Raw genomic sequence first — 21,417 nt, 5'->3', positions numbered from 1 at the left:
TCTCGTGGAGAAAGCTGTGACGCGTCAGCCGGCCGTCTTGGCGGAGAATTCCTCCGCGATCCGGCGCGCCGTCGGCACGTCGGACGCGGAAAGCACCTCGCGGGCGAGGGTTTCGCACTGTTCGAGGGTGTAGTCCTTCAACGCGGCGCGGACCGCGGGGACCGCGGACACCGACATCGACAGACTGGTGATGCCCAGGCCGGCGAACACCGGGGCCAGGCCCGGGTCGCTGGCCGCCTCGCCGCAGATGCCGGCGGACTTGCCGGCCTCCTTGGCCGCCGCCGCGACGTTCGCCACGAGCGCCAGCAACGCCGGCTGCCAGGGGTCGAGCAGGTCCCCCAGCTCACCCAGCATCCGGTCCGCGGCGTAGGTGTACTGCGAAAGGTCGTTGGTGCCGATGCTGACGAAGTCGACCTCCGCCAGGATGTCCGCCGCCCGGATCGCCGCGGCGGGCACCTCGATCATCACACCGGCCTGGCCGATCCCGTGCTCACGGGCGAGGTCGCGGAACGCCGCGGCCTCCGCCGGCGTGGCGATCATCGGCGCCATCACCCGCACGTCGGCCTCGTGGTCGGCCGCCGCCAGACTGATCGCCTCCAGCTGCGCGGTGAGCAGCCCCGGGTTGCGGACGCCGACGCGGTAACCGCGCACGCCCAGCGCCGGGTTCGGCTCGTCCTCGGTGTTCGCGAACGGGATGTACTTGTCGGCGCCGGCGTCCAGCGTGCGGATGACGACCGGCCGGCCGCCGAACCCGCGCAGCACCTCGCCGTAGGCCGCCCGCTGCTCCTCGACCGTCGGGGCCTCCGTGCGGTCCAGGAACAGGAACTCGGTGCGGAACAGCCCGACGCCCTCGGCGTCGGCCGCCGCGTCCTGCTCCACCCCGCCGGCGCTGCCGACGTTGAGCAGCAGCTTGACCGGGTGGCCGTCCGCGGTGGCGCCGGGGCCGCTGTGCGCCGCCAGCTTCTCCTTCAGCGACGCCGCTTCCGCCTCGACCTGCCGGACGTAGTCGTCCGTCGGGTCGACGACGACCGTGCCGCGCCCGCCGTCGACGGCGATCCGCTGCCCGTCCGCCAGGCCCGCGGCGCCGGCGCAGCCGACCACCGCCGGGATCCCGAGTGCGCGGGCGACGATCGCCGTGTGGCTGGTCGGGCCGCCCTTCTCGGTGACGATGCCGAGCACCTTCGCCGGGTCGAGCAGCACCGTGTCGGCCGGCGCGATGTCCTGGCCGACGAGGACGAACGTGCCGTCGACGTCCGGGATGCCGGGCTGGGCCAGCCCCAGCGCGGCGGCGATCGCCCGGTCCCGGATGTCGATCAGGTCGGCCGCCCGCTCGCCGAGGTAGCCGCCGATGGCCTCCAGCGCGGCCACGTGCTTGCCGAACGCGTCGCGGATCGCCCAGGCGGCGGGGCGGCCGGCGGCCACCCCCTCCTGGATCCCGGTCCGCAGCGTCGGGTCCTGCGCCATCATGATCTGGGTGTCCATGATGGACTTGGACTCGCCCGAAACCGTCGCCGCGCGCTTCTCCAGGTCCGCCACCGCCGCGTCGAGCGCTTCGGTCGCCGCCGCCAGCTCCTCCTCGGGAGCCGACGGCGTGTCCCAGTGCTCCGGCAGGACCGGGGGCGGCGTCAGCCGCACCACCGGCCCGGCGGCCGCGCCCGGGCTCGCCGGGTTGCCGCGCAGTTCGTCAACCACCGTTGGTCGCCTCCTTGGGATTCGGGCCCTCACCGCTCACGCGGGGACGGCCGCGCCCGGCTCGATCGTCACCTTGATCGCCTCGCCGCTGCTGACGATGTCGATCGCCTTCAGCACGTCCGAGAGCGGGAGGTGGTGGGTGATCAGGTCGTCGACCGGGACCTTGCCCGACGAGATCAGCTCGAGCGCCTGGCGGTTGTGCTCGGGGCTGGACCCGTTGGCGCCGTAGATGGTCAGCTCGCGGTAGTGCACCAGGTTCGAGTCGCACGCGATGATCGGGTTGTCCTTCGGCAGGCCGCCGAAGAAGCTGATCCGGCCGCGGCGCGCGGTCATCTTGAGCGCGTCCTCCTGGGCCTTGCCCGCCGCCGCGGCCGTGATGACCACGTCCGCGCCGTCGCCACCGGTGAGCTCGAGGACCTTCGCGACCGGGTCCTCCTCGGCGCCGCAGATCGCGGCGTCGGGCTTGACCAGCTCGGCGGCCATGTCGAGCCGGCCGCGGTTGAGCTCGACCAGGTAGACGGCCGCCGCGCCCTTGGCGCGGGCGAGCCGCACGTGCAGGCAGCCGATCGGACCGGCGCCGACGACCACGACGACGTCGCCCTCGCCGACCTGCGCGAAGCTCTGTCCATTCAGGACACACGCCAGCGGCTCGGCGACCGAGGCCTCCGCGTAGCTGACGCCCTCCGGGATCCGGTTGACGCCGTCGACCTTGAGGACCTGCTTCGGCACGATCATGTACTCGGCGAAGCCGCCGTCGAAGTGGTACCCCATCGACAGCTGGTTCGGACACACCTGCTGCAGGCCCTTGAGGCACTGCTTGCACTCACCACACGGGATCGCGGCGATGACCTGCACGCGGTCGCCCGACTCCCAGCCGGAGACGTTCGCGCCGGTCTCGACGACCTCGCCGGCGATCTCGTGCCCGATCACGCGCGGCGGGTCGATGTGGTGGTGCCCGTGGCGGAAGATCTTCAGGTCCGTGCCGCACGTCGAGGTGTTGTGCACCCGGATCTTGATCTCGTCCGGGCCCGGGCTGGGCTCGTCGGCGTCTTCGACCCGCAGGTCACCTGGCGCGTAGAAACGTGCCACCTTCATTCGGAGAACTCCTCGTCCATCTGGTTCAACAGTCGCAAGATCGTCTCGGCGTCCGGTGCTTCCCGCAGCTGCCGGACCTGCTCGCCGTCCATCAGGATCCGGGCGAGCGAGGACAGGATGCCGACCTGCTCGGACCCCTTGGCCGCGATGCCGACGCACAGCCGGACCTCGTTGCCGTCCCAGTCGACCCCGTCGGGGAACTGGAGGATCGCGAGCGCGGTCCGCTTCACGAAGCGGCGGGACTCGTCGGTGCCGTGCGGGATCGCGACGCCCTCGCCCAGGAAGGTCGAGACGGAGCGTTCGCGCTCGTGCATCGCGTCGAGGTAGCCCGGCTCCACCGCCCCCAGCTCCAGGAGCTTCCGGCCGACCTGCGTGATCGCGTCGGCCTGGTCGGGGGCGGTGCAGCCGATGAGGACCGACTCGGCGCTGAGGATGGAAGCGTCAGTCGGCAAGGGAACCGCCGTCCCTGATCGCCTGCTCGACCTGGTCGAACACCGGGTCACCCAGGAAGCTCTGGAACCCGAGGATCACCGCCGTGGTGTTGGCCTTGCGGGCCCGCTTCACGAGGGTGCTCTGGCAGAGCACGACCTGGGCGTCGCCCGGGATCTCGTTGACCGGCGTGTGCTCGACCTTGACCGAGTAGGGCTTCAGCCGCTTGGCCAGCTGGGACGCGACCATCACGCTGCTGCCCATCCCGGCGTCGCAGGCGATGATGACCTTCTTGACTTCCTTGCCTTCGATGCTGCTCACAACCGCACTTCCTTCCTTCGATCGACGATGATCGTCAAGCCACCGCTCCGCCTTCGGCGACGGCCAGTTCCCGCTCTTCCCTGCGGGCATCCTTGCCGAACTTCAGCAAGGCCGCAGCGACGACGAACGATACGGCCGCGGCGATCAGGACACCCAGGACCACGCCCAGGTAACCGCCCTTCGGCGTCACCGCGAGGACCGCGATGATGCTGCCCGGCGACGGCGTCGCCGTCAGGCCGGCGTCGAAGATCGCGAACGTCGCGACACCCGCGGCGCCACCGGCGATCGCGGCCAGGATCAGGCGCGGGGTGGCCAGGATGTACGGGAAGTAGATCTCGTGGATACCACCCAGGAACTGGATGACGATCGCGCCCGGCGCGGTGGCCCGCGCGCTGCGGGCGCCGAAGAACGTCAGCGCCAGCAGGATGCCGAGACCGGGGCCGGGGTTCGGCTCGATCAGGAACTCGATGGCCTTGCCGTCCTTCAACGCGTCGGCGACGCCCAGCGGGCTCAGCACGCCGTGGTTGATCGCGTTGTTGAGGAACAGCACCTTGGCCGGCTCGACGATGATCGAGACCAGCGGCAGCAGGTGGGCGTCGATCAGGGCCTGCACGCCGTTGCCGAGGCCCTTGGTGATGCCCTGCACGACCGGGCCGATGCCCAGCAGGCCCAGCACCGCCATGATGCCGCCGATGATGCCGGCGCTGAAGTTGTCGACGAGCATCTTGAAGCCCGGCGCGGTCTTGCTGCCGACCTTGTCGTCCCACAGCTTGATCAGGAAACCACCGAGCGGGCCGACGATCATCGCGCCGAGGAACATCGGGATGGAGGCACCGACCGCGATGCCGACCGTCGCGACCGCACCCACGACCGCACCGCGCTGGCCGTGCACCAGCCGGCCACCGGTGTAACCGATCAGGACCGGCAGCAGGAAGTTGATCATCGGGTCGACGAGCTCGGCGATGTGCGCGTTCGGTGTCCACCCGCTCGGGATGAACAACGCGGTGATCAGGCCCCAGGCGATGAACGCCCCGATGTTCGGCATGACCATGCTCGCGAGCTGACCGCCGAAGCGCTGGATCGAAACCCGCGCGCGCTCCGCCCTCGACGGAGTTTCGTCGTCGATCTCCGTGGTGGTTGTCATCGTTGGCTTCCTCTTCTGGAAAGGTGATTTGAGGGTTTCGCCATCACCGGATGGCGGTGGTCGGGGCGAGCCGCTTCGCGTGGTGCCCCAGGGCTATTCGCGAATCTTTTCGTCCCAGCCGGGATGCGGGTCCACCCGCACTCGTCGTGCCCCCACGTCTTCGGGACCCGGCATCGTGCTTCCCGGGAGCGACACCGCGGCCGCACCCCAGGCGACGGCTGTGGCCAGCGCTTGCGGGCCACTCCCCCCTGCCGCCAGGAAACCGGCGAGCATCGCGTCGCCGGCACCGACCGAACTGCGCGGTTCGGCCGATGCGTTGGCGCACCAGATCCCCGCGTCTTCGACCAGCACGGCACCTTTGCTGCCGAGACTGGCCAAAACCGTGCCCGCGCCCAGAGAGCGCAGTTCCTGTGCGGCGTCCACGACGTCCCGCACCGTGTCGAGCTGACGGTCGACCGCTTCCTCGAGCTCGTCGAGGTTCGGCTTCACCAACGCCGGCCCGGCTTTCACCGACGTCCGGAACGCCGGGCCGCTGGTGTCGACGACGACCCGGACCCCGCTGGGGGCCAGGCGCGCGATGAGCTCCGCGTAGAAGTCCTCGTTCACACCGGGCGGCAGACTTCCCGCCGCCACAACCCATTCCGCGTCGGCCACGTTGGCCAGCAGGACGTCGCACAGGGTTTCGATCTCCCGCCCCGTGAGGTGCGGGCCGATCTCGTTCACCTTCGTCACGGTGGCGTCCGGCTCGACGACGCTGATGTTGCTGCGCACGGACTCTTCCGTGCGAACCCGGACCACATCGATGTTGTAGTCCTCGAGCAAGCTGATCAGCTGGTCGCCTTCGGCACCGCCGGCGGGAACCACCGCGCGGGCCTTGAGTCCGTTGCGCACCAAGGCACGCGCCACGTTGATGCCTTTTCCACCCGGCTGCACGCTGGCGCCCGAAGCGCGGTGGAGACCGCCCCGGTTCAGCCGGTCGACCTCGACCGTGCGATCGACGCTCGGGTTCGCCGTCAGAGTCACGAACACTTCAGTACACCTCCGCCGGAACCTCTTTGGTTTGAGTGATATTGCCTGTGTTCGCCTGCGTTTGCAAGACCCGATCTCGAGGAGTATCGAACCGTTACCATCAGATGACCGGCGGACTGTCACCTTGTGCAGCCAAAACACTCTGATCCGTGCCCACTCGGGGACGCCGTGTGACCATCGGGTAAAGCCACATAAAGCCACACCAGGGCGGTGACCCGGGTCACGAGCCAACATTGGGTGTCCGCAGACAGCCGCTTTCGGGGGTTCCGGGTGGCGGAGCCCCCGGCCCGGGACGAAGTCCCGGTTGACACAGCGAAGCGGGCCGCACGCCCACCCGTCTCGCGAGTGCGCCTGCGGCCCGCCCTCGGCGTCACCGGTCCGGCCCGTCACCACCGGCGTGTCACCGGACGAAGTCCGGCAGCGCGCGCGGCGGCCAGGAACCGACCCCGAAGATGCCCATGGAATAGGCCTTCGAGATCAGCGCGGGGCGGTTCTTCACCTTCATCTTCCGCAGCAGCGTCGTCACGTGGTATTCGACGCCGCCCCGGCTCATGTAGAGATTGGCCGCCAGCTGAATCGTCGAAACACCCGACGCGACGCCCTCGAGAATGCGGGCGTCCATCTCGGTCAGGATTTTCTTCCGCGTGACGGCGACCTGGTTGTCCCGGTCGGACTTGTCCGGCCGGAAAACCACGGTGAGGCTGTCGAGCCGGTCACCGACACTGTGCACGGTCGAGCCCAGGAAATCGCCGCTGAGCGTCGTGCCGTTGTCCCGCATGACCAGGATCCGCTCGGCGAAGCGGGTGCGCTCACCGCGCACCAGCAGCCGGAGCTGCTGCTCGACCTTGTCCCGCACGCTGGGGTGGAGCAGGTCGCACAGGCTGGTGCCGGTGACGCCGTCGGAAGTGCGCTCGAACACGCGGAAGAATTCCATGCTGGCCGAGACAATGCGCAGCCGGTGGTCGACGTTCACCATGCACATTTCCGGGGTGACCGGTCGGGGAGCCGGCTTCCGCGGCGCGGGGCGGCTGATTCGCTCCAGCGCCGAAGCCAGGCTCACGCCTGTGACCGCATCTGCAACGTCTGCACTCATGAAGGGATTCCTCTCTTCGGCGAGAAGCACTCCGACAAGAAAGCCGGGTACTGGTGGCGATCGTGCGAGCCACATCTCCGGGGTGACGCAGATCATGTTAGGCACGGCCGATTAGCGGGGGCAACAGGTTGCGGACACCCGGCCTTAACACTGTGGTGCGCCCCCGTTGGGGGTACGGAGGTACGGAGTGCGGTGCGGTGCGGTTCGGTACCGAACGCCGGTGGTGACCCCTGTGCGGGCACGTCTTGGCCTGGGCCAGGGGATTCGCAGGTGAATGGGGGTCCGAACCCCCGCACCGCACGCCGCGTGCGGTCCGTACCCCGGGTGCGGAACCGCACCGGGGTCCGTACCCCGGGGGTCAGTCGCGCTCGGACTCGCCGAGGTGCTCGATGAGCTCGGCGCGGCCGCTGACCTCGAGCTTGCGGTAGGCGCCGGTCAGATTCTTCTCGACCGCGCGCCGGGTTACCCCCAGAGAGTCCGCGATCTGCTGGTTGGTCCAGCCACGCACGACGAGGCGGGCCACCGCGGCCTCGGCCTTCGTCAGGTTTTCCAGGCCGCCGCCGGAAAACCGCAGCACGGGCCCGTTCAGCTCGGTCTCCCCCGTGCCGTCGAGCCACGTCGCGCCGATGGCCTTGGCCAGTTCCCGGCCCTCCGCAAGGAATCCCGCCGCGTCCGGCTCACCGGAGTCGAGCAGCCGGGTCCCGAGGACCACCGACGTCCGCGCCCGTTCGGCGAGGTCTTCCGACTCGCGGATGATGCCCGCGGCCTCGTAGAGCAGGCCGATGCCGTCGGCGCCGCCGGTCAGCATGCCCTGCAACCGCAGGGAACGCCCGACGCTCAGCGGGCTCCCCCACTGCTGGGCGACGACGTCTTCGGCCGCGGCATGCGCCTGCGCGGCCGGCAGGTCGCCCATCCGCTGCCGCACCAGCGCGGCCCAGGTGCGCCACGGGTACTGGGGCGTGTTGACCCAGCCCTCGCGCTCGAGCCGCCGCCCGCAGTCGAGGAACCGGCCCAGCGCCGTGGCCGGATCGCCGCGCACCAGGTCGATCATGCCGCGGGTCAGCCGGCGCGCGGCGAACACGCGGTGATCGGTGCTGTCCATCGGCACCGCCAGCAGCCGCTCGCCGAGCTCGGGATCCTGGGTCTCCAAGGCGATCTGGGCCAGCGTGGTGACCGACAGCGCGAGCGCGTCGGGCCAGGTTTCGTGGTCGGCGCCTTCGAGGACGCCCAGCGCGATCCGCCGGGCCTTGGCGAGATCCCCTTGCGCGCGCTTGACTTCCGCGGTCTCCGCGGCGATCAGGTGCGCGGTGTCCTGCCACCGGCGCTGGGTCGCCTGCTCCGCCGCCGCGGCCAGCGCCGGTTCGAGCACGCTCGCGGTGTCGGCGGCCACCAGCGTGGTGACCAGCAGGGGCAGGGCGGTGTAGGCGTGCGCCGGGTCGAACGGCTCCTCGGTGACGAGTCGCTTGAGGACGGTCTCGACCTCGTCGGCCGCGACACTGCCCGACAACGCGGCGGAGTGCAGCAGCACGACGGCGAGTTCGCGGCCGGCGGGCGAGTCGAGCCGTTCGGCCGTCTCCAGCTCGCGCAGCCGCGCCAAGGCGGCGTCACCCTGGCCCGGCGGGCGGGCCCCCGGGTACCAGGTCCGCGCCTCCGCCCGCAGCTCCAGGTCCGTGCCGGCGGCCGGGTCGGCGTCGCGCAGCACGGAGTCGACGGCGGTGCGCACGGCCGCGCCGAGCGCGGGCACCGTCACCGCGAGCGCGGGCGGGATCCACAGCGCCGCTTCCGCCTGCGCGGGCCCGGCGGGCAGCAGGGACAACGCCTGCGAGACGTGCCGCGCCGACGCGATCAGGTCGAACCCGCGTTCCGCCGCGGCGAGCTCCACCATCAGGCGGCCGCGTTCCTCGCTGTCGGGCGAGGTGTTGAGCAAGGCCCGGCGCAGGTAGCGCGCGGCCAGGTCGCCGGCGCCCCGCTCCAGCACGGTTCCCGCGGCGGAGCTGAGGATGCGGACCTCCCACGGGTCCTCCGCCGCGCCGACCTTCATCAGCTTTTCCGCGACGCGCTCGGCGGGCCGGCCGTGCTCGTAGAGCAGCCGCGCCGCCCGGCGGTAGAGGACTTCGCGCAGTTCCACCGGGATCGCCGGCTCGACGCCTTCCCGGACCGTGGCGTTGGCGAAGCCGATCCGGCGCTCGTCGTGGACGAGCAGGCCGAGACGTTCGAGGCTCTGCAGCGCCGACTTGTACTCGACCTCGTCGAGGCCGGCCAGGTCGGCGGCGAGCTGCGGCTCGGCGAGGTCGCCGAGGACCGCGACCGCGCGCACCAGCGCGAGCACCGCGGGCGGCTGCGAGCCGAGCGACAGCATGATGCGGTGGTCGAGCAGGCGTTCGGCTTCGGCCGTGGCCGCCGTGATCTGCGCGGCGATCGGCCGCAGGCCTTCGCCGACCAGTCCGGTGAGGACGGTCGCGACGTTGGCCGGGTTGCCGCCCGAAACCCGGTGCAGCATGGCGGTGAACGGTTCCTCGGCGCGTTCGCCGAACGCGACCTCGGCCATCGACGCGACGCCGTCGGGCGACAGCGGCGCCGGGACGACGATCCGCGCGGCCGCGGTGACGAGCTCGTGCACCAGCGCGTACTTCGGCGCCTCGCACTCCTCCGCCACGGCCAGCGCGAGCAGGATCCGCGACCCGCTGAGCCGCTTGGCCAGGTAGGCCAGCAGCCGCAGCGAGCCGTGGTCCGCCCACTGCAGGTCGTCGACGATCACCACGACCAGGTCGTCGTGCGACATCGCGTGCACCACCGTGTGCAGTCCATAGAGGACGGCTTCGGTGGGCAGGTTGTGCTCGTGGCCGTTGGTGACGAGCCGCTCTTCGGTCAGCGCGCGCAGGATCTGCTCGGACGCGCCCTGGAACCAGCGTTCCCGCTCGGCCGTGCCGGCCGCGACGAGCACCGGGCGGCACAGCTGCTGCGCGATGCCGAAGGCGAAGTCCTCTTCGAGCTGGGTGGCGTCCGCGCGCAGCACGCGGGCGCCGGCGGCCAGCGCCGACGCGGTCGCGTCCCGCAGCAGCGCCGACTTGCCGCTGCCCGCCGGCCCGCTGATCAGCAGCAGCGAGCCGTCGTTGCCCGCGGCCGCGTTCAGCGCGGTCGCGATCGCGGCCCGCTCGGCGTCACGCTCAAGTAGCACCGGTCATCAACTCGCCGCGGAATCGGGGCTCATGAGCTCGGTCAGCTGGCGCCGCCCGGTCACCGTCAGCTTCCGGTAGATCCGCGTGAGCCGGAGTTCGACGAGCCGGCCGCTCAACCGCAGCGACCGCGCGATCTCCGAGTTCGAATGACCCGCGGCGGCGAGGGCCGCGATGCTGGCCTCCTCTTCGGACAGTGAGCCGACGGGGTCGCCCGCCACCGGCTCGACGGCGGCCGTGCCGGTGCTGCGCGTCAGCCGGCCGGTCACGTCGCGGATCTTGGCCACGAGACCGGCGGGCAGCAGCAGCGGGCGGATCGTGGAAACCCGGCCCAGCAGCGCCGCCGCCTCCACCGGATCGCCGTCGTCGAGGCAGGCGCCGGCCAGATCGGTCACCGCGGTGAGGAACTGGACCCGCAGCGGCGATCCCTCCAGCAGGGCGACCGCCGCTTCCAGCCGGGCCCGGGTTTCGGCACCGCCGAAGACCTCCGCCAGGTAAAGGTTCGCCGTGCCCCGGCCGCTCGAGGCGCCCCAGGTCTCCGCGCGCGCCAACGCTTCCCGCGCGATCTCCGCGGCCGCGGCGGGCTCGCCGAGCCGGGCCAGCGCGATCGCCACACCGGTGCGCCACGGCAGGTCGACGGGGTTGCCTTCGCGCCGGGCGCGGGTGCCGCGGCCGGCCGCGCGGAAGTCTTCGAGCGCCGCCGCCGGCTCGCCGCCGGCGAGGCGCACGGCGCCCCGCTGCACCAGGAAGTACGCGGCGGCCATGCCGTCTTCGGCGCCGGCGGGAAGCGGGTCGGCGACGGCCTTTTCGGCCTCGTCCAACCGCAGGCCGGCCAGGGCGAACTCGGCCCGCACGGCCAGCAGCCGCGAAACCGAGCGCGGGTGCCAGGCCGCTTCCGGCAGCCGGGTTTCCGCCGCCTCGATGTCGGCCTCGGCCTGGCCGAGGTTGCCGCGCCGCAGTTCGCAGCGGGCCCGCATCAGCAGCGCGTTGGCCGCGGCCGCCCGGGCGCCGACGCGGGTGGCGTCCTGCAGCACGTCGGTCAGGCCCAGCACGGCTTCGGTGAGGTCGTCGGTGCAGAACAGCACCCAGGAGGCCTGGATCCGCAGGCTGGACGGGAGTTTCCCGGACCGCGGCGCGAGCGCCAGCCGGGCCAGTTCGCGGGCCCGGTCGAACTCGCGGCCCCGGCCGGCGAGCTCCGACGCGATCGTCGCGGCGCGCGCCGCGTCGGGCGGGCCGGGCTGCGCCGCGGGCGCCCCGAACACCGGCGTCGGCACGACCGGGCCAGCCACGGAGTCCTCCTGCGCCAGCCAGCCGAGCGCGGCGAGCGCCGACGTGCCGGCGTCGAACGCGCTGCGCCGCCGCCAGGTCGCCGCGATCGCGCGGTGCGCGGTGCGGGTGTCGCCCCGCGAGAGCAGGTGGTCGGCCGCGTCGAGCAGGACGGCGCCGGAGACCTCGGGCCCGGCGTCGAGCAGCACCCGCTGCAGCCGCAGGTCGCTCAGCTCGGGCTGGTCGGCGACCTCGGCCAGGGCCAGGCCCAGCATCAGCTTCCGGCGTTCAGCCTGGCTGACCGGTTCGCGCAGCGCCCGCGTCAGCAGCCGCGCCGCGCCGTGCCGGTCGCCGACCGCGCGACGCTGCTCGGCGGCGCGCCGCAGGGTGGCGACCGCCCAGGTCGTGCCGATCGGCCGGATCGTGGTCAGCAGCTCGGCGAGCTGGTCGTCCGGCACCGCCGCGCGGTAGGCCAGCTCGGCCGCGCGGGTCGCGAGCGCGGCGCGCTCGGCGGAGTTCAGGGTGCCCAGTGCGGCGTCCGCGGTGACGTCGTCGGCGACCTTGGGCTCCGCGCCGCCGAACACGAGACCGAACCCGCTGAGCATGCGCAGGGCGACTTCGGCCGAGCCGGTGAGCGGGCCGGCCAGGGTCGTCACGAGCTCGAAGTCGAGCAGGCCGCGGCAGATCGCGATGGCCCGCAGCAGGTGCAGGGCGTCGGCCGGCAGGGCGGCGATCGAGACGGCGAGGTCGGCGTCGCGCAGGTCGGCCAGGTGCGCGATGACCGCGGGCAGGCGCTCGGCGACCGGCTCGAGCCCGGCGGCGGACAGCCGTTCGAGGACCGGGGCCACCAGTGCCGGCTTGCCGCCGGTGGCGAGGTGCAGCCCGGCGGCGAACCGCGCGTCCGGGCGGGTGCCCGGGAAGCGGTCCGCGACCAGCTGCCGCAGGCCGTCTTCGGTCAGCGGGCGGACGACGACGGTGTCCACCCCGTCGGCCCGCACGGCGAGCGGCCGGTGACCGGCCTGCATGACGGCGCGGACCAGCAGGATCGGCGCCTGCTGCAGGCGGTGTTCCATGGCCTCGAGCCAGGCCCGCGAGCCCGGGTCGGACCACTGCGAGTCGTCGACGGCGATCAGGAGCGGCCCTTGGCTCGCGACCCCCACGAAGTCCCCGCACAACGTCGGGATGGTCCGCTCGGTCTGCGTCCGGCCGCAGGTGCGCGTGCCGCTGTCCAGCCGGCAGCCGGCGCCCGCGATGTCCGCGGAGAGCTGGTTGATCACGCCGCGGTGGACGGTGGACTCGGCGGGCGTGCAGCGGGCGAACGCCGTGATCATCCCGGCGACGCGCGCTTCGCGGACGGCCGCGGCGAGCAACGCGCTGCTGCCCGCGCCACGCGGGCCGACGACGACCACCCGGCCGGACCGGCCGGCGACCGCGCCGCGGATCCCGCGGCGCAGCACGGCGATCTCGTCTTCGCGTTCGACCAAGCGGACGTTCCCGGCGCGCCGGGCGCGGCGTTCGAACTCGCCCCGCCACGGGAGGGTCAGCACCGACGGCGCCGCGGGGCCGTCACCACCGGCCGGGCGATCCCGGACGGCGGGCGCCGCGACAGGGCGGACGAGCGCGTCCGCCATCGCCGGTTCGGCCCTACCTGGTCCGGGCAACACCATCACCCTCCGACCCACACAGCGGCTCGTCGCCGCCGCTCACCCATCGTTGCGTCGAGCGACTTGGCCTCCCAGCGTAGGACGCAGAATGTTGGTTTAACAAGCCCAACGCCTTCGTTTTGTCTGTACTTGGGCCTCGTGGACAACGCACTACCCACGAAGTCCCAGGAAAACCCACGTCTCTGGCGGTGATACTTGACAGGCCTGACCGCCCGGTGGCCAGGCTGTGCGCCGCGCCGCACACGGACTTTACGGGGCCAGAAACATGAATAAGAATCGTAAACGCCGCCCCAGCAAGATCGAATACCACCCGCTGTCCTTCGGCGGCTGGGGTGAGTACGAGCTGTGGGTCGAACATGGGTTCACACCCAAACCCAAGTCCGAGCCGGCCGCCGCGAGCCCGGATCCGGGCACGAACGGGGCCGAAGCGGGCACGGCGGCCACAGCCGTGCTCGCCGGACCACCCGAAACGCCCGCCGCCGAGCCGCCCGAGCCGTCCGAGCCGTCCTGGCCGGCGGCGGAGAGCCCCGCCCGCGAGCCGCTCGGCATGCGCGAGCCACTCCGCCCGCGGCCCTACGTCCGCGGCACCCGGCCGCCGCGGCCGGGACCGCGGCACCCCCTGCTGCCCGAGGTCATGCTGACCACGACCGGGCGGCACCGGACCACCACCGGCCTCGACCCCGACCTCGTGGCCGTCTGCCGGATGTGCCAGATCCCGACGTCGGTGGCCGAGGTCGCCGCCTACCTCATGCGGCCGCTCGACGTCACCCGCCCGCTCGTCCTGCAGGGCATCCGGGACGGCCTGCTGCTCGCGCGCGGGACCGACCTCGGGCGCACCGACCGGCCGCCGCTCGAGCTGCTGCACCGCGTCCACGCGGGCCTGCTGCGGCTCGGCTGAGCGGCCCGACTTACTAGACAGTTCCAGGTAGCCGCGCCCCTACGCTCACGCCATGGCGAGCCAACTACTGGCGTCCTCCGACGTGCTCACGTACGTGAGCGACCATTCCCGTGCCGAGGACGAGATCCTGCGCGAGTTGCGAGAAGAAACGGCGTCGCTGCCGATGGGTGCGGCGATGCAGGTGTCCGCCGAGGAGGGCCAGTTGCTCGCGCTGCTGGTCAAGCTCACGCGGGCGCGGACGGTGGTGGAGGTCGGCACCTTCACCGGCTACAGCTCACTCTGCATGGCCCGGGCGCTGCCCGACCGCGGCCTGCTGATCACCTGCGACGTCACCGACCGCTGGCCGGCGTTCGGCCGGCCCTACTGGAAGCGGGCCGGCGTCGACGACCGGATCGACCTGCGGATCGCCCCGGCGACCGCGGTGCTCGACTCGCTCTTCGCCGAATACGGCCCGGGCTCGATCGACCTGGTCTTCATCGACGCCGACAAGGCGGGTTACGCCGCCTACTACGAGGCCGCCCTGATGCTGCTGGCACCGGACGGGCTCGTCGTCGTCGACAACACCCTGTTCTTCGGCCGGGTCACCGACCCGGACGCCCAGGACCCCGACACGGTGGCCATCCGCGAGTTCAACCGCTTCGTGCGGGACGACCCGCGCGTGGAGATGTCGCTGCTGCCGGTCGCCGACGGCATCACCCTCATCCGCAAGGCGAGCTGAACCCCCGACGACATGCACAAACCGAAGGCCGCCGCGGGATTCCCGCGGCGGCCTTCGGTTTTGTCTTGCTACGGCGCTCAGTGCACGCTGATCGCCTCGGTGAGGTCGGGGGCGACCAGGGCCACCGTCGTCGGCTCCTCCTGCGGCACCGGCTCGAGGTGCAGGCGCTGCAGGCCGTCCAGGCCCGGGTCGGCGAGCACCGCCTGGCACGCGCACGCCTCGTCGGCGAACCCGGTGAAGCGGTAGGCGATCTCCATCATCCGGTTGCGGTCGGTCGGCCGGAAGTCGGCCACCAGGTGCGCGTCGGCGGTGGCGGCCTGGTTGATCAGCCAGCGCAGGATGATCGAGCCGGCCCCGAACGACACGACCCGGCAGGACGTGGCGAGCAGCTTCAGGTGCCAGACCTCGGACCCGGTCTCCAGCAGCAGCACGCCGACGGCGCCGTGCGGGCCGAACCGGTCCTGCATGCTCACCACGAGCACCCGGTGCCCGGGGTCGTCGATCAGCGCGCTCAGCGCCTCGTGGGAGTAGTGGACGCCGGTCGCGTTCATCTGGCTCGTGCGCCGGGTCAGCTCCTCGACGCGCGTCAGCTCGGAGTCGGTCGCCGGGCTGATCGTCATCTTCAGTTCCAGCGACCGCAGGAAGTCCTCGTCCGGGCCGGTGAAGCCGGCCTGCGCCTCCTGGCGGCGGAACGACGCCTGGTACATCTGGCGACGGCGGCGCGAGTCGACGGTGACCGTCGCCGGGCTGAACTCCGGCAGGCCGGCCAGCTCCAGCACCTGCTCGGCGCGGTAGGTCCGCACCTGCGGGAGGTGGAAGGTCACCTCGGCGAGCTCGGCCTCCTGGTCGTCGACGAAGGCGATGGTGTCGAGGGCGAACTTCAGCTCGTCCGCGATCGACCGGATGGACTCCGACTTCGGGTTCCAGCCGATCCGCGGCAGCACGAAGTACTCCGCGAGACCCAGCTCCTCCAGCCGCGCCCAGGCGTGGTCGTGGTCGTTCTTGCTCGCGACGGTCTGCAGGATGCCGCGCGCGTCCAGGGTCCGCACGAGCTCCCGGATCGGCTCGGGGATCTCGACCGAGCCGTCCTCCAGCAGTGTCCCGTTCCACAGCGTGTTGTCGAGGTCCCACACGAGACACTTGACCATTTGCGTGCTTGCCACCGGACTCCTCCTTAGCCGCCGCTGTTCGCGAGGACACGCGTGTGCCCCGCCAGGATCAGCTGGCAGATTTCGTTGCTGCCCTCGATGAGTTCCATGAGCTTCGCGTCGCGGTGCGCGCGGGCGACCACGTGGCCGTCCTGCGCGGCGGCCGAGGCCAGCACCTGCACCGCCGCCGCGGCACCGCGTGCCGCACTCGTCGAGCTGACGTACTTCGCCAGCACGGTCGAGACCACCATCTCCGGGGAGCGCTGGTCCCACGCCCGGCTGGCGTGCTCGCACACCCGGGTCGCGGCCTGCTCGTCGGCGAACAGGTCGGCGAGGTGCCGGGCCACCAGCTGGCGGTCGGCCAGCGGGATCCCGCCCTGGTGCCGCTTGCCCGCGTGGTCGCCGGCCGCCGTCAGGCAGGCCCGCAGGATGCCGACGCACCCCCAGGCGACCGAGATCCGGCCGTACGCCAGCGCCGTCGTGACCAGCATGGACAGGTCGACGCCGCCCCCGCCCAGCAGAGCGGAGCGGGGCAGCCGGACGTTGTCGAGCCGCACGGTCGAGTGCCCCGCGGCCCGGCACCCGCTCGGGTACGGGATGCGTTCGATCGACACGCCTTCCGCGCGCGCCGGGACGACCACCGCCGCGCCCAGGCCGTCGAGCTCGCCGACGACGACGAGCAGGTCGGCGTAGGCCGCCGCGGTGATCCAGACCTTCTCGCCGCTGATGACGATGTCGTCGCCGTCGGTGCGGACGGTGGTCGCGACCGAGGAGAGGTCGCTGCCCGCGGCGGGTTCGCTGAACGCGACCGCGGCCAGGTCACCCGACGTCAGGCGCCCGAGGTACCGGGCCCGCTGGGCCCGGTCCCCGAACCGCTGGATCGTCCACGCCGCCATGCCCTGCGACGTCATCACGCTGCGCAGCGAGCTGCACAGCGCGCCGGCGTGCGCGGTGAAGTGTCCACTGTGGAGACTGCCCGCGCCGAGGCCGCCGAAGTCGGCGGGCACCTCGGCGCACAGCAGGCCGCGGGCACCGAGACCGCGCAGCATGTCGACGGGCAGCAGGCCCTCGACGTCCCAGCCGGCCGCCCGGTCGGCGACCAGCGCGGTCAGCTCGGCGGCGGCGCCGGCGAGCGGGTCCTCACTCATCGAGCAGGCGCCGGACGAGTGCGGACATGCCGTCGACGGTGCGGAAGTTGTCCAGCTTCAGGTCCGGGCCGACGATCGCGATGCCGTAGGTCTGCTCGAGGAACACGACCAGCTCCATGGCGAACATCGAGGACACCAGCCCGGTGCGGAACAGGTCCTGGTCGGAGGGGACCTCCTGGTTGATGCGGCCGGCCAGGAAGTCCTTGATCTGCTGGGCGACGACCTCCGGCGTCCGCGCCGGGGTTTCGGTGGTGGAGACGTCGTTCACTGGAACACCTTCCCGTACTCGTAGAACCCTCGTCCGGACTTCCGGCCGAGGTGGCCTTCGGCCACTTTGGACTCCAGCAGCGCGCACGGCAGGTGCCGCGGGTCGCCGGTGCGTTCGGACAGCAGCCGCAGCGCGTCGGCCAGGTTGTCCAGGCCGATCAGGTCCGCGGTGCGCAACGGGCCCGTCGGGTGGCCGAGGCAGCCCTGCATGAGCTCGTCGACCGACTCGACCGACGCGGTGCCCTCTTCGACCAGCCGCGCCGCGTCGTTGATCTGCGGGTGCAGCAGCCGGCTCGTGACGAACCCCGGGGAGTCGTTCACGACGATCGGCCGCCGCTTCAGCCGCTCCAGCAGCGCGAGGACTCCTGCGAGCGTGTCGCTCCCGGTCCGCGGGCCACGCACCACCTCGACGGTCCGGATGAGGTACGTCGGGTTCATGAAGTGCGTCGCGAGCAGGTCCTCCGGGCGCTCGACCGCGTCGGCGAGCTCGTCGACCGGGATGCCGGAGGTGTTGGTGATCAACGGGGTCCGCGGGGCGACGAGCCCCGCGATCCTGGCCAGTACGCCGGCCTTGCTCGACGCGTCTTCGATGATCGCTTCGACGACGGCCGTGGCGCCCTTGGCCGCGGTCAGGTCCGTCGTCGCCGTCAGCTCGCCTGGTTCGACGTCGGGGAACGCGCCCATCAGGCGGCCGTGCCGCAGCTGCTGGTCCACCCTCCGCCGCGCCAGGGCCAGTGCTTCTTCGCCGGCTTCGACCAGTGTGACCGGAACACCGTGTCCCAGTGCCATCGCCGTGATGGCCGATCCCATCACGCCGCCACCGATCACGGCCGGGTGATCCTGCGTTTGTCCGCCCACCACCGCGCCTCCACAATCCTCGGGACATTCCCTCGTGCGTTGGGAGGGTCTGTCACGGAGGCGTGGGTGGTCAACGAGCCGGAGCCAACTCTAGGGTTTTTCCGCCGGACACGGCGGTTTCCGCGTGGAGAGCCGACTATCCATTCAGAACGGAAACCATTGCCGGCGGGGCGTGGTCAGGACTCCAGCACGCCGATCGCGGCCAGGTCACCCATCCACGCGCGGATGGAGTCGGCCAGCTCGTTCGGTTCGAGGTCGCATTCGGGCGCGAGGGTCAGCGCCGCTTCGCCGGGGTCCCAGTCGTGCTGGGCCAGCGCGATCCACATGGCCGCGCCGATGCCCTGCGCGAGGACCCGCTGCTCACCGGAGGGCAGCGACATCTCGAGCACGCCGGCGTCGTCCACGACCACCGCCAGTCCCGCCACCGGCCGCATTCCGCTCCCCGTTTTCTCCCGCGTCGGATCCCCGCGGATCCCCCTGCCGGATCCCATCGTCAGCGCCCTCGAACGACTTCCCCTCGAACGCTATCACCGCAGGTCGGGAACAGACCAGGACGTTTGTCACCTATTGTGGTTCCCAGCCGGCGGGACACCCGCGCATTCTCGCACGCGTTTACGCGGACCGGATGGGAATATCCCCACCGCACGCGGAGCCGATTATTCCCCGCTGTCCGTCAGGACAATTCGGGACCGGCCAGTGCGGGCTCCGGCGCGAGCAGGCCCCGCGAGAAGCTTTCCTGCAGGTGAGCGCGGCCGTTGACGCCGAGCTTGCGGTACACGCTCGTCAGGTGGATTTCCACCGTCCGCAGGGCCAGCAGGAGCCGGTCCGCGATCTCCCGGTTGGTGGCGCCGGTCGCGGCCAGGTCCCCGACCCGCCGCTCCCCCACCGTCAGCACGTCGGTGACGTTGCCGGTCACGGCGTAGTTCCGCCCGCCCGACGCCGTCACGCCGGCCCGGGCCCGATCCGCCCGGCCCCAGAACCCCGCACGCACCGAGAGGTCGACGGCGGCCCGGAAGTGCTTGCGGGCGCCGGGGTGGTCGCCCGCGTCCAGGAGCGCCTGCCCCAGCAGGATCTCCGCCTCCGTCCGGTACCAGGACGCCGGTGTGCCGGCCAGCACCTCGGCGGCCGCGGCCAGCCGGTCGACGGCCGTGCCGCCGTCGGCGGTGAGGCCGCGGCCCAGCAGGGCCAGGCCCCGCGCGGACGCCGTTCCCCAGCTCCGGGCCAGGTCTTCCCCCTGGTCTACGAGCTCGATCGCCTCGGCCCGCCGGCCGAGCCGGACGAGCACGCGGGCGGCGTCCAGCCACCACGGCGCGAAGACCGGGTTGCGCACGTCCTCCTCCCGCAGGAGCCGCCCGCAGCGCAGGAGGTGGCCGAGCGCGGTTTCGGCGTCGTCGCCCAGTTCGCAGAGCCGGGCGCGGGCCAGCAGCAGGTGCGGCAGCCGGAGGACCGCGGTGTCCGGGCCCTCCCGTTCGGCCCGGGCGAGTGCGTGTTCCGCGCCGCCGACGTCCCCTTGGCGCAGCAGGATCTGCGCCTGGGAGACCAGCGGTGCCCCGGCGAGTTCCGGGCGGCCGTCGCCGTCGGCGAGCCGGACGGCGGCGGTCGCGTCGGACAGGGCCCTGGCGAGGTCGCCGGCCCCGCACATGAGCCAGGACTGCGCGGTCAGGGCGGTGATCGCGGCCCAGCCGGCTTCGTCGCGCGGCGCGTCCGGTACGACGTCGTCGAGCGCGCCGGTCGCCTCGTCGACCTCGTCGGCGAGGTAGAGGACGTAGGCGGCCAGCGAACCGGACCAGAGCACCGCGGGTTCCGGCCGGTCCAGGGCCCGGCGCGCGCAGGACACGGCGGTCTCGCGGTCGGTACCCGCCAGCATGTGGGCCACCGAGGCCAGGGCCAGCACGCTCGTCTCGGCCGGCGTCTGGCCGCCCAGGCCGGACATCCCGGCGAGCCGGCCGTCGAGGAGGCCGAGGGTCCCCGGCTGTTCGAAGGCCACCACGAGCAGCGTGGCCTCGAGCTCGGTGCGCAGGCCGCGGCCGTCGTCCGCGGTGCCGGGCGGTTCCGCGTCGAGCTCGGCCAGCGCCGTGGTCAGCAGCCGGGTCGCCTCGCCCGGCTCGCGGGCCGTCAGCGCGGCCTTGGCCAGCTGCAGGGAGATCCGGGCCCGGCTGCGGGTGTCCCCGGCCAGCACCGACGTCCCGGCGAGCGTCGCGTACGCGGCCAGCGGGTCGCGCACGCCGACCACGCGGGCGAACTCGATCCGGGTCGGCACGTCCTCGGGGCGGTCGGCGACCAGCACGCCGAGGAAGCGCGCCGCGTCGGTGTGCCGGCCGGCCCGCTCCGCGACGCGCGCGGCCTCGGCGAGCACGTCCCGCATCCACTGTTCGGGCAGCCGCCGTCGGCCGAGCAGGTGCGTACCGACGTCCTCCGCGGGCCGGCCGCGGTCGTTGAGCAGCCGGGCCGCGGTCAGCCGCGACGCCGTCAGGCGCCGTTCGGACAACCCGGCCAGGACGCCGGCCCGTGCCTCGGCGGAGGTGAACCCGTGGCCGGCCGGGCCGAGGACGTGCTCGGCGGCCAGCACCCGGACGGCGTCGCCGACCAGGGGTTCGGGCACGCCGCTGAGCAGGGCGACCAGTTCGACGTCGGTCCGGTCCAGCACGGCGGCGGCCTCGGCGACGCGGCCGACGTACGCGGGGCGGCCCGCGAGGATCCGTTCGACGAGACGGGCGTGGGCGCCCGGGGCGAGCAAACGGGCGCGTGCCGCACCGCGGTGGTCCGGCTCGAAGCCTTCGGCACGCAGCGTCCGGCACACCTGGCCCAGCAGCGACGGGTTTCCCCCGGTCAGCTCGGTGAGGTCGGCGGCGAAGCCGGGCTCCGGCCGGATCGGCCAGAGCTCGGTGACCACCTCTTCGACGGCCGCCTCGCCGAACCCGGCCAGGTCGATCGTCGCGACGTCACCCGGCGGCAGCGCCAGCGGCGGCCAGACGGGCAGGTCGGCCGGCCGCTGCGCGACCACCAGCAGCACCGGCAGCTCGGCCGCGCGGTGCAGCTGGTGGGCCAGCACCCGCAGCGAAGCCTCGTCGCAGCAGTGGAAGTCGTCGAGCAGGAGCACGGCCGGCCGGGTGGCGGTGACCTCGGCCAGCCACCGGCCCAGCCGCCGCGACACGAGCGCGACCGGCGTGCCGTCACCACTCGCGCCGCCGGGCAGCAGTTCCTCGACGGCGCGTTCGGCGTTCGCGCGGCCGGGACGGCGGCACGTGCCGCGCAGGACCGTCGCGCGGTCCTCGACCTGCTCCGCGAACGCGTCCAGCACCGTGGTCTTGCCGGTGCCCGCGGCGCCGCGGACGCGCACGAGCGTGGCCGCGCCGGCGCGCGCGTTGGCGAACGCCGAACTCAGGATCTCCAGCTCACGCCGGCGCCCGGTCGTCCGCGCCGTGGTCCCACTCGCCACACCGGGCATCCCGCACCTGCTTCCCGCACCGT

Annotated in this window: 17 protein-coding genes; 2 read left to right on the top strand and 15 right to left on the bottom strand. The window is 72.6% G+C overall.

Translation table 11 applies throughout. The features are described 5' to 3' along the window. Positions 1-24: 24 nt before the first annotated feature. From ptsP to OG439_RS12310, 9 genes are all read right to left on the bottom strand, one after another. Complete coding sequence (gene ptsP, locus OG439_RS12350; RefSeq protein WP_326949523.1) at positions 25-1,692, bottom strand: phosphoenolpyruvate--protein phosphotransferase; 1,668 nt, start codon at positions 1,690-1,692, stop codon at positions 25-27. A 36-nt stretch (positions 1,693-1,728) separates the two neighbouring features. Then, complete coding sequence (locus tag OG439_RS12345; RefSeq protein ID WP_326949522.1) at positions 1,729-2,787, bottom strand: zinc-dependent dehydrogenase; 1,059 nt, start codon at positions 2,785-2,787, stop codon at positions 1,729-1,731. Then, positions 2,784-3,239, bottom strand: coding sequence for a PTS sugar transporter subunit IIA (locus OG439_RS12340; protein WP_247051680.1), 456 nt, complete (start codon positions 3,237-3,239; stop codon positions 2,784-2,786). The genes OG439_RS12345 and OG439_RS12340 overlap by 4 nt, the downstream gene beginning before the upstream one ends. Beyond that, positions 3,229-3,537 (bottom strand): PTS lactose transporter subunit IIB, encoded by a 309-nt coding sequence (locus OG439_RS12335; RefSeq protein ID WP_247051679.1) that lies wholly within the window; start codon positions 3,535-3,537, stop codon positions 3,229-3,231. Before OG439_RS12335 ends, OG439_RS12340 begins: the two co-directional genes overlap by 11 nt. 34 nt (positions 3,538-3,571) lie before the next feature. Continuing rightward, positions 3,572-4,681, bottom strand: a complete 1,110-nt coding sequence (mtlA, locus tag OG439_RS12330; RefSeq protein ID WP_326949521.1) for a mannitol-specific PTS transporter subunit IIC — start codon at positions 4,679-4,681, stop codon at positions 3,572-3,574. 93 nt (positions 4,682-4,774) lie between these two features. After that, positions 4,775-5,710, bottom strand: a complete 936-nt coding sequence (gene pfkB, locus OG439_RS12325) for a 1-phosphofructokinase (protein WP_247051677.1) — start codon at positions 5,708-5,710, stop codon at positions 4,775-4,777. Between the two features lie 400 nt (positions 5,711-6,110). Then, positions 6,111-6,803 carry a helix-turn-helix transcriptional regulator gene (locus OG439_RS12320; RefSeq protein ID WP_326949520.1) on the bottom strand — a complete coding sequence of 231 codons (693 nt, stop codon included), beginning with the start codon at positions 6,801-6,803 and terminating at the stop codon, positions 6,111-6,113. Positions 6,804-7,161: 358 nt separating this feature from the next. Next, complete coding sequence (locus OG439_RS12315; protein ID WP_326949519.1) at positions 7,162-9,981, bottom strand: AAA family ATPase; 2,820 nt, start codon at positions 9,979-9,981, stop codon at positions 7,162-7,164. Positions 9,982-9,987: 6 nt separating this feature from the next. Beyond that, on the bottom strand, positions 9,988-12,906 hold the full coding sequence (locus OG439_RS12310; RefSeq protein WP_326949518.1) for an AAA family ATPase: 2,919 nt from the start codon (positions 12,904-12,906) through the stop codon (positions 9,988-9,990). A gap of 268 nt (positions 12,907-13,174) precedes the next feature. On the opposite strand from OG439_RS12310, the gene OG439_RS12305 reads away from it, so the two are divergent. Further along, complete coding sequence (locus tag OG439_RS12305) at positions 13,175-13,807, top strand: DUF742 domain-containing protein (RefSeq protein WP_326949517.1); 633 nt, start codon at positions 13,175-13,177, stop codon at positions 13,805-13,807. A 52-nt stretch (positions 13,808-13,859) separates the two neighbouring features. Continuing rightward, positions 13,860-14,525 carry a class I SAM-dependent methyltransferase gene (locus OG439_RS12300; protein WP_326949516.1) on the top strand — a complete coding sequence of 222 codons (666 nt, stop codon included), beginning with the start codon at positions 13,860-13,862 and terminating at the stop codon, positions 14,523-14,525. Between the two features lie 77 nt (positions 14,526-14,602). On the opposite strand, the gene OG439_RS12295 is transcribed toward OG439_RS12300, so the two are convergent. The 6 genes from OG439_RS12295 to OG439_RS12270 all read right to left on the bottom strand — a co-directional run bounded on the left by OG439_RS12295 (position 14,603) and on the right by OG439_RS12270 (position 21,385). Next, entirely contained in the window at positions 14,603-15,673 is a 1,071-nt protein-coding gene (locus OG439_RS12295; RefSeq protein ID WP_326951533.1) for an HAD-IIIC family phosphatase, read from the bottom strand. A gap of 26 nt (positions 15,674-15,699) precedes the next feature. After that, complete coding sequence (locus OG439_RS12290; RefSeq protein ID WP_326949515.1) at positions 15,700-16,821, bottom strand: acyl-CoA dehydrogenase family protein; 1,122 nt, start codon at positions 16,819-16,821, stop codon at positions 15,700-15,702. After that, positions 16,814-17,089 (bottom strand): acyl carrier protein, encoded by a 276-nt coding sequence (locus OG439_RS12285; protein WP_247051670.1) that lies wholly within the window; start codon positions 17,087-17,089, stop codon positions 16,814-16,816. Before OG439_RS12285 ends, OG439_RS12290 begins: the two co-directional genes overlap by 8 nt. After that, on the bottom strand, positions 17,086-17,949 hold the full coding sequence (locus OG439_RS12280; RefSeq protein ID WP_326949514.1) for a 3-hydroxyacyl-CoA dehydrogenase family protein: 864 nt from the start codon (positions 17,947-17,949) through the stop codon (positions 17,086-17,088). The genes OG439_RS12285 and OG439_RS12280 overlap by 4 nt, the downstream gene beginning before the upstream one ends. A gap of 173 nt (positions 17,950-18,122) precedes the next feature. Beyond that, positions 18,123-18,371 carry a hypothetical protein gene (locus tag OG439_RS12275; RefSeq protein ID WP_247051668.1) on the bottom strand — a complete coding sequence of 83 codons (249 nt, stop codon included), beginning with the start codon at positions 18,369-18,371 and terminating at the stop codon, positions 18,123-18,125. A 248-nt stretch (positions 18,372-18,619) separates the two neighbouring features. Next, entirely contained in the window at positions 18,620-21,385 is a 2,766-nt protein-coding gene (locus OG439_RS12270) for an AAA family ATPase (RefSeq protein WP_326949513.1), read from the bottom strand. Between the last annotated feature and the right edge of the window lie 32 nt (positions 21,386-21,417).

The organism is Amycolatopsis sp. NBC_01307 (assembly GCF_035975215.1).
In the GTDB taxonomy this organism is placed as follows: domain Bacteria; phylum Actinomycetota; class Actinomycetes; order Mycobacteriales; family Pseudonocardiaceae; genus Amycolatopsis.
This window is presented reverse-complemented; position numbering and strand designations above follow the sequence as displayed.